The organism is Pseudomonas sichuanensis, from assembly GCF_003231305.1.
In the GTDB taxonomy this organism is placed as follows: Bacteria; Pseudomonadota; Gammaproteobacteria; order Pseudomonadales; family Pseudomonadaceae; genus Aquipseudomonas; species Aquipseudomonas sichuanensis.
On sequence record NZ_QKVM01000097.1, the window covers coordinates 1 to 8,059 of the forward strand.

An 8,059-nucleotide genomic window follows, 5' to 3' on the forward strand; every position below is an offset into this window, starting at 1 on the left:
CCGCAGCCTTAGCTGTCGTAACCCAGGTTCGGCGCCAGCCAGCGCTCGCTCACGCTCAGTTCCTGGCCTTTACGTGCGCTGTACTGCTCGACCTGGTCCTTGTCCACCTTGCCCACGGCGAAGTACTGCGCCTGCGGGTGGGCGAAGTACCAGCCGCTGACCGCCGCCGCCGGGAACATCGCGAAGTGCTCGGTGAGGAACACCCCGCTCGGGCCGGTTTCGCCGATGGCGCTGCCGTCGAGCAGGCGGAACAGCGTTTCCTTCTCGGTGTGGTCCGGGCACGCCGGGTAGCCCGGTGCAGGGCGGATACCGCTGTACTGCTCCTTGATCAGCGCTTCGTTGTCCAGGTGCTCGTCCTTGGCATAACCCCAGTGCTCTTTACGCACCTGCTCGTGCAGCCACTCGGCGCAGGCCTCGGCCAGGCGGTCGGCCAGGGCCTTGACCATGATCGAGCTGTAGTCGTCGCCCTTGTCCTGGTAGGCCTTGGCCACTTCCTCGGCACCGATGCCGGCGGTGGTGATGAAGCCACCCACGTAGTCGGTCACGCCACTGTCCTTCGGCGCGACGAAGTCGGCCAGCGACCAGTTCGGCTTGCCGTCAGGCTTGATGGTCTGCTGGCGCAGGTGGTGCAGGGTGGCCAGCGGTTTGCCGTCGTCGCCATACACCTCGATGTCGTCATGGTTGACCTGGTTGGCCGGCCAGAAGCCGAACACCGCGCGGGCACTGATCAGCTTTTCGTCGATGAGCTTGTCGAGCATCTCGCGGGCGTCCTGGTACAGCGAGGTGGCCGCCTCGCCGACGACTTCGTCGGTGAGGATGCGCGGGAACTTGCCGGCCAGGTCCCAGGAGATGAAGAACGGGGTCCAGTCGATGTACTCGGCCAGGGTGCGCAGGTCGATGTTGTCCAGTACCTTCACGCCAGTGAAGGACGGCACTGCGGCCTGGTAGCCGGCCCAGTCGTATTGCGGCTTGGCGGCGATGGCCTGGGCATAGCTCAGGCGCTCGGTGCGGGCGCTGCGGTTGGCGGTGCGCTCGCGCACCTGCACGTACTCCTCGCGGGTCTTTTCGACGAAGCCGGCCTTGAGCTCCTTGGACAGCAACTGGGTGGCCACGCCCACCGCGCGCGACGCGTCGGTGACGTAGACCACGGCATCGTTCGAGTACTTGGGCTCGATCTTCACCGCGGTGTGCGCCTTGGAGGTGGTGGCGCCACCGATCATCAGCGGCAGGTGGAAGTCCTGGCGCTGCATCTCGCGGGCTACGTGGACCATCTCGTCCAGCGACGGGGTGATCAGGCCGGACAGGCCGATGATGTCGCACTTCTGCTCGCGGGCGGTCTGCAGGATCTTCTCGGCCGGCACCATCACGCCCAGGTCGACGATGTCGTAGCCGTTGCAACCGAGCACCACGCCGACGATGTTCTTGCCGATGTCATGCACGTCGCCCTTGACCGTGGCCATGAGGATCTTGCCCTTGGCTTCGGGCTTGTCGCCTTTCTCCGCTTCGATGAACGGGATCAGGTGGGCCACGGCCTGCTTCATCACCCGGGCCGATTTCACCACCTGGGGCAGGAACATCTTGCCGGCGCCGAACAGGTCGCCGACCACGTTCATGCCGCTCATCAGCGGGCCTTCGATCACCTCGATCGGGCGCGCGCATTGCTGGCGGCACTCCTCGGTGTCTTCGACGATGTGCGCGGTGATGCCTTTGACCAGGGCGTGCTCCAGGCGCTTGTCGACCGGCAGCGAGCGCCAGGCTTCGTTCTCGACTTCCTTGGTGGCGCCGCCGCCCTTGTAGTCGTCGGCGATGGCCAGCAGGGCGTCGGTGCCTTCGGGGGTGCGGTTGAGCACCACGTCCTCGACCTTCTCGCGCAGCGCGGCGGGGATCTCGTCGTAGATTTCCAGCTGGCCGGCGTTGACGATACCCATGGTCAGGCCGTTCTGGATGGCGTGATACAGGAACACCGAGTGGATCGCCTCGCGCACCGGGTTGTTGCCACGGAACGAGAACGACACGTTGGACACACCGCCCGAGGTCAGGGCGTAGGGCAGGTGGTCGCGGATATAGGCACACGCCTCGATGAAGTCGACGGCGTAGTTGTTGTGCTCCTCGATGCCGGTGGCGACGGCGAAGATGTTCGGGTCGAAGATGATGTCTTCCGGCGGGAAGCCCACTTCATTGACCAGGATGTCGTAGCTGCGCTGGCAGATCTCTTTCTTGCGCGCGGCGGTGTCGGCCTGGCCGACTTCGTCGAAGGCCATCACCACCACGGCGGCGCCGTAGCGCTTGCACAGGCGGGCGTGGTGCTTGAACTGCTCGACGCCTTCCTTCATCGAGATGGAGTTGACGATGCCCTTGCCCTGGATGCACTTGAGGCCCGCCTCGATCACGTCCCACTTGGAGGAGTCGATCATGATCGGCACGCGGGAAATGTCCGGCTCGCCGGCGATCAGGTTGAGGAAGCGGACCATGGCGGCCTGGGAGTCGAGCATCCCTTCGTCCATGTTGATGTCGATCACCTGGGCGCCGGCCTCGACCTGCTGAAGGGCGACCTCGAGCGCTTCGGTGTAGTTCTCTTCACGGATCAGCCGGGCGAACTTGGCGGAGCCGGTGATGTTGGTGCGCTCGCCGACGTTGACGAACAGCGACTGGCGATCGATGGTGAACGGCTCCAGGCCCGACAGGCGGCAGGCCTTGGGGATGTCCGGGATTTCACGCGGTTTGTACTTGGCCACGGCTTCGGCGATGGCCTGGATGTGCGGCGGGGTGGTGCCGCAGCAGCCGCCGATGATGTTGAGGAAGCCGCTGGCGGCGAACTCCTCGACCACGGCAGCCATTTCGGCCGGGGTTTCATCGTATTCACCGAAGGCGTTCGGCAGGCCAGCGTTGGGGTGCGCCGAAACGAAGGTGTCGGCCTTGCCCGACAGCTCTTCCAGGTACGGGCGCAGGTCCTTGGCGCCCAGGGCGCAGTTCAGGCCGATGGAGATCGGCTTGGCGTGGCGCACCGAGTTCCAGAACGCTTCGGTGGTCTGCCCGGAAAGGGTGCGGCCGGAGGCATCGGTGATGGTGCCGGAGATCATGATCGGCAACTCGACGCCATCTTCCTCGAACACCTGCTGCACGGCGAAGATCGCCGCCTTGGCGTTGAGGGTGTCGAAGATGGTTTCGATCAGGATCAGGTCGGCGCCGCCCTCGATCAGGCCACGGGTGGCCTCGATGTAGTTCACCACCAGTTCGTCGAAGGTGACGTTGCGATAGCCCGGGTCGTTGACGTCGGGGGAGATCGAGCAGGTGCGGCTGGTCGGGCCGAGCACGCCGGCGACGAAGCGCGGCTTGTCCGGGGTTTCCAGGGTTTTCGAATCGGCCACCTGGCGGGCGATGCGCGCGCCTTCGACGTTGAGCTCGTACACCAGCGCTTCCATGCCGTAGTCGGCCTGGGAAATCTGCGTGGCGTTGAAGGTGTTGGTTTCGAGGATGTCGGCGCCGGCGTCCAGGTAGGCTTTCTCGATCGCCGCAATCACATCGGGGCGGCTGAGCAGCAGCAGGTCGTTGTTGCCCTTCACGTCGCTTGGCCAATCGGCGAAGCGCGTGCCACGATAGTCGTGTTCCTCGAGGCGGTAACTCTGGATCATAGTACCCATGCCGCCGTCGAGGATCAGGATGCGCTCTTTGAGTGCTTTCTGGAGTGCTTGGTAACGAGCGCTGCGGTCGGACATAGGACTACCTGGTCGGGCGAATATCAGAAGGTGCCGAATAATAACAAAGCTGCATGGATTTTAGGCGCTCTGCCCATTTGCATGAATTTCGCTCATGTTTGTGCGGCGCTACCCACACCTCAGGACCCGCCAGGCACATCGTGATGGCTTCAAGTAACCAGGACATTCGGCACATGCTGTTTCGCATTCTTGCCAGCGCCTTCGCACTGCTGATCAGTGGCGCGGCGTTCGCGCAGGCCCCGCAATCCAGCCCGGCGGTTTCATACACCCGGGACATTCAACCGATCTTCACCGAGAAGTGCGTGGCCTGCCACGCCTGCAACGATGCCGCCTGCCAGCTCAACCTGGGCAGTGCCGAAGGCGCCGAGCGCGGCGCCTCCAAGGTGCCGGTCTATCAGGGCGAGCGCAGCAAGGCGGTGCCCACCACCCGGCTGTTCTATGACGCCCGTGACGAAGCTGGCTGGCGCAAGCAGGGCTTCTATTCGGTGCTGGACAAGCAGGGCAGCCAGGCAGCGCTGATGGCGCGCATGCTCGAACTGGGCCACAAGACCCCGCTCACGCCCAACGCCAAGCTGCCCGAAGAGATCGTGCTGGGGCTCAACCGCAACAACATGTGCCCCATGCCCCACGAGTTCGACGCCTACGCCGGCGCCCACCCCAAGGAGGGCATGCCGTTGGCGGTGACCGGCCTGACCGACCAGGAGTACCAGACCCTGCAGCGCTGGCTGGCGGCCGGTGCCCCGGTGGAGAAGACCCCGATCCAGCCGAGTGCCGTCGAAGCGCAGCAGATCGCCGACTGGGAAGAACTGCTCAACCGCCCGGGTTCGACCGAAGCGCTGGTCGGCCGCTGGCTGTACGAGCACCTGTTCCTCGCCCACATCTATTTCAAGGGCGGCGAGCAGGGCCACTTCTTCCAGTGGGTACGCTCGCGCACGCCCAGCGGCCAGCCGGTCGACCTGATCGCCACCCGCCGCCCCAACGACCCGCCCGGCACCGACTTCTACTACCGGCTGATCCCGGTGCAGGGTGTGATCGTGCACAAGACCCACATCACCTACCCGATGGGCCCGCAGAAGCTCAAGCGGGTCAAGCAGCTGTTCTACAGCGGCGACTGGCACGCCGATGCGCTGCCCGGCTACGGCCCGCGCCACCGCGCCAACCCGTTCGAAACCTTCGAGGCGATCCCGGCGGTGGCGCGCTACCAGTTCATGCTGGATAACGCCGAATACTTCGTGCGTACCTTCATCCGTGGCCCGGTGTGCCGCGGGCAGATCGCCACCGACGTGATCCGTGACAACTTCTGGGCGCTGTTCCAGGAACCGGCCCACGACCTCTACGTCACCGATGCGCGCTACCGTGGCGAGGCCACGCCGTTGCTGGCCATGCCGGGCCAGATCGACGACGTGGGCAGCGTGCTGAGCCTGTGGCACGCCTACCGCGACAAACGCAACGACTATGAGGCGCTGCGCCGCGAGGCCTATGCCGAGCAGCCCGCGCCGAGCTGGTCGACCCTGTGGGCGGGTAACGACAATGCCCTGCTGAGCATCTTCCGCCACTTCGACAGCGCCTCGGTCACCAAGGGCCTGATCGGCGATGTACCGTTGACCCTGTGGCTGTTCGACTACCCGCTGTTCGAACGCACCTATTACCAGCTGGCGGTGAACTTCGACGTGTTCGGCAACGTCTCGCACCAGTTGCAGACCCGCCTGTACTTCGACCTGATCCGCAACGGCGCCGAGGTCAACTTCCTGCGCCTGATGCCGGCCAACAAGCGCGGCGAGATCCTCGGCAACTGGTACCAGAACAGCGGCAAGGTGAAGATGTGGATGGACTACACCGACATCGACACCGACACCCCCAGTGCCCTCAAGCTCGACAAGCACGACCCCAAGCGCGATTTCGGTCTCAAGTTGCTGCAGCGCACCGGCAGCCTGAATGCCGCGCCCGACCCGATCAACCGCTGTCAGGGCGCCTTCTGCTCGCGGCCGCAGATGAGCGAGGAGTTCCGTGATGTCGAGCAGTCGCTCAGCCGTCTGGTCTCACGCCCGGCCGCCGGCCTGAAGGTGATCGGCCAGTTGCCCGAGGCGACCATGCTGCGCATCGAAGGGCAGGGCGGCCAGCGCCAGGTCTACAGCCTGCTGCGCAACCGCGCCCACAGCAACGTGGCCTTCCTGCTCGGCGAGGCGTACCGCTACCAGCCTGGGCTGGACACGCTCACGCTGTACCCCGGCGTGCTCAGCAGCTATCCCAACTTCATCTTCAATGTGCCGGCCAAGGATGTACCGGAGTTCGTCGAAGACCTGGAGGCCGCCCGTGACGACACGGCGAAGTTCGAGCGGGTGGTCATGCGCTGGGGCGTGCGCCGCAGCCACCCCGAGTTCTGGCGCTACTTCCATGACCTGAGCCGTTACCTGCAGGAGACCGATCCGGTGGAGGAGGGCGTGCTGGACATGAACCGCTACGAGAACCTCTGATCGGTCAGCCGGGACATTCCCGGCATCCTGCGGTCGGACATGCAGGGTGGTTCCGGATGCACCCATCGCGGGGCAAGCCCGCTCCCACGCAACCTGAGCAACAGGTAACTGGCGTGGGAGCGGGCTTGCCCCGCGATGGGTGTTTGCCAGGACCTCAATGCACCGGCAATCGCAGGTATTTCATGCTGTATTCGCTTCAAGCTCTGCGGGCATTCGCCGCCTGGGTGGTGGTCTGCCACCACTTCCGGCAAATCTTCTTCGACTTCCACGCCAACGGCCCGATCGGCCAACTGCTCGCCGAGCGCGGTGCGGTGGGGGTGGATATCTTCTTCGTGATCAGCGGGCTGGTGATCTACCTGTCCACCCGCGACAAGGACATCGCCCCCGGGCAGTTCCTGCTCAACCGCGCCCTGCGCATCGTCCCGGCCTACTGGTTCTACACCCTGTTGATGGCCATATTGATGCTGATCGCCAGCCGCTGGATGCCGCACCAGGTATTCGAGTGGCAGCACCTTTTGTTGTCGCTGCTGTTCATCCCGGCCGAGAACCCCGGTGGCTATGGGCTGTACCCCACGCTCAACGTCGGCTGGACGCTGAACTTCGAGATGTTCTTCTACTTGCTGTTCGGCCTGGCCTTCCTGGTGCGCCAGCGCCATCACCTGTTGCTGGTGACGGCGGCGCTGTTGCTGGTCAGCGAAGTGCTCGGTCGCCTGGGTGTGCTCAGCCGTTTCTACAACAACGACATCGTCTACGAATTCCTGCTGGGCATCGGCCTGGGGGTGCTGTACCGGCGCGGGTTGATCCGCGAGGGGCTGTGGCTGCCATTGGGGCTGCTGGCGCTGGCGGGTTTCGCGCTCTATCACCTGGACGCCTCGCAGCGCCTGCTGCACTGGGGCCTGCCCAGCGCGCTGGTGGTGCTGGCGTTCATTGCCCTGGAGCCGTATTTCAAAGGCAACCGGCTGCTCAAGATGCTGGGCGACTGCTCCTACTCGGTGTACCTGATCCATGTGCTGGTGCTTTACGCCGGCCTGTTCGCCAGCCAGCGCCTGCGCCTGAACCCGTACCTGGTATTCGCCCTGTGCGTGCCGTCAATCGGACTAATGTCGTGGTTCAGCTATCACTGGCTGGAACGTGGCCTGTACGGGCGGCTCAAGGCCTGGTTGGCGGCTCCCGTGGCCGCGGAACCCGCGCTGGCGCTATCCCGAGTCAAATACTAGGACTTTGTTCGGGGCACGGGTTGGCGTACACTGCCGGCAAGTCTGTGAGGAACTTCCATGAGCGCTATAACTATTACCGACGCCGCCCATGATTACCTGGCCGATCTGCTCTCCAAGCAGAACACGCCGGGGATCGGCATCCGTATTTTCATCACCCAGCCGGGCACCCAGTACGCCGAGACCTGCATCGCCTACTGCAAGCCAGGCGAAGAAAAACCCGACGACGAGCCGGTGGGCCTGAAGAGCTTCACCGCTTACCTGGACGCCGTCAGCGTGCCGTTTCTCGAAGACGCGCTGGTCGACTATGCCACCGACCGCATGGGCGGCCAACTGACCATCAAGGCCCCCAACGCCAAGGTGCCGATGGTCAACGAAGACAGCCCGATCAACGAGCGGATCAACTACTACCTGCAGACCGAGATCAACCCGGGCCTGGCCAGCCACGGCGGCGCCGTGAGCCTGGTCGACGTGGTCGATGACGGCATTGCCGTGCTGCAGTTCGGCGGCGGTTGCCAGGGTTGCGGCCAGGCCGACGTGACGCTCAAGGAAGGCATCGAGCGCACCCTGCTCGAGCGCATTCCGGAGCTCAAGGGCGTGCGTGACGTGACTGACCACAGTCAGAAAGAAAACGCCTACTACTAAGGTGTTTCTT

The 8,059-nt window shown here is 64.5% G+C and carries 4 protein-coding genes; 3 read left to right on the forward strand and 1 reads right to left on the reverse strand.

Annotated elements, in window-relative coordinates:
• Window positions 1–8: 8 nt before the first annotated feature.
• Window positions 9–3,716, reverse strand: a complete 3,708-nt coding sequence (metH, locus tag DM373_RS27920) for a methionine synthase (RefSeq protein ID WP_110996560.1) — start codon at window positions 3,714–3,716, stop codon at window positions 9–11.
• Window positions 3,717–3,889: 173 nt separating this feature from the next.
• On the opposite strand from metH, the gene DM373_RS27925 reads away from it, so the two are divergent.
• The 3 genes from DM373_RS27925 (at window position 3,890) to nfuA (ending at window position 8,049) form a co-directional block, all read left to right on the forward strand.
• On the forward strand, window positions 3,890–6,190 hold the full coding sequence (locus DM373_RS27925) for a fatty acid cis/trans isomerase (RefSeq protein ID WP_110996561.1): 2,301 nt from the start codon (window positions 3,890–3,892) through the stop codon (window positions 6,188–6,190).
• A 182-nt stretch (window positions 6,191–6,372) separates the two neighbouring features.
• The gene (locus DM373_RS27930; RefSeq protein ID WP_110996562.1) at window positions 6,373–7,407 is read left to right on the forward strand and encodes an acyltransferase family protein; all 1,035 of its coding nucleotides are present in this window, start codon (window positions 6,373–6,375) and stop codon (window positions 7,405–7,407) included.
• A gap of 57 nt (window positions 7,408–7,464) precedes the next feature.
• The gene (gene nfuA / locus DM373_RS27935) at window positions 7,465–8,049 is read left to right on the forward strand and encodes a Fe-S biogenesis protein NfuA (RefSeq protein WP_110996563.1); all 585 of its coding nucleotides are present in this window, start codon (window positions 7,465–7,467) and stop codon (window positions 8,047–8,049) included.
• The last annotated feature ends 10 nt before the right edge of the window (window positions 8,050–8,059 follow it).

Coding starts and splice junctions, on each gene's coding strand:
- DM373_RS27925 (WP_110996561.1), top strand. CDS start 3,890: ATGCTGTTTCGCATTCTTGCCAGCGCCTTCGCACTGCTGATCAGTGGC.
- metH (WP_110996560.1), bottom strand. CDS start 3,716: ATGTCCGACCGCAGCGCTCGTTACCAAGCACTCCAGAAAGCACTCAAA.
- DM373_RS27930 (WP_110996562.1), top strand. CDS start 6,373: ATGCTGTATTCGCTTCAAGCTCTGCGGGCATTCGCCGCCTGGGTGGTG.
- nfuA (WP_110996563.1), top strand. CDS start 7,465: ATGAGCGCTATAACTATTACCGACGCCGCCCATGATTACCTGGCCGAT.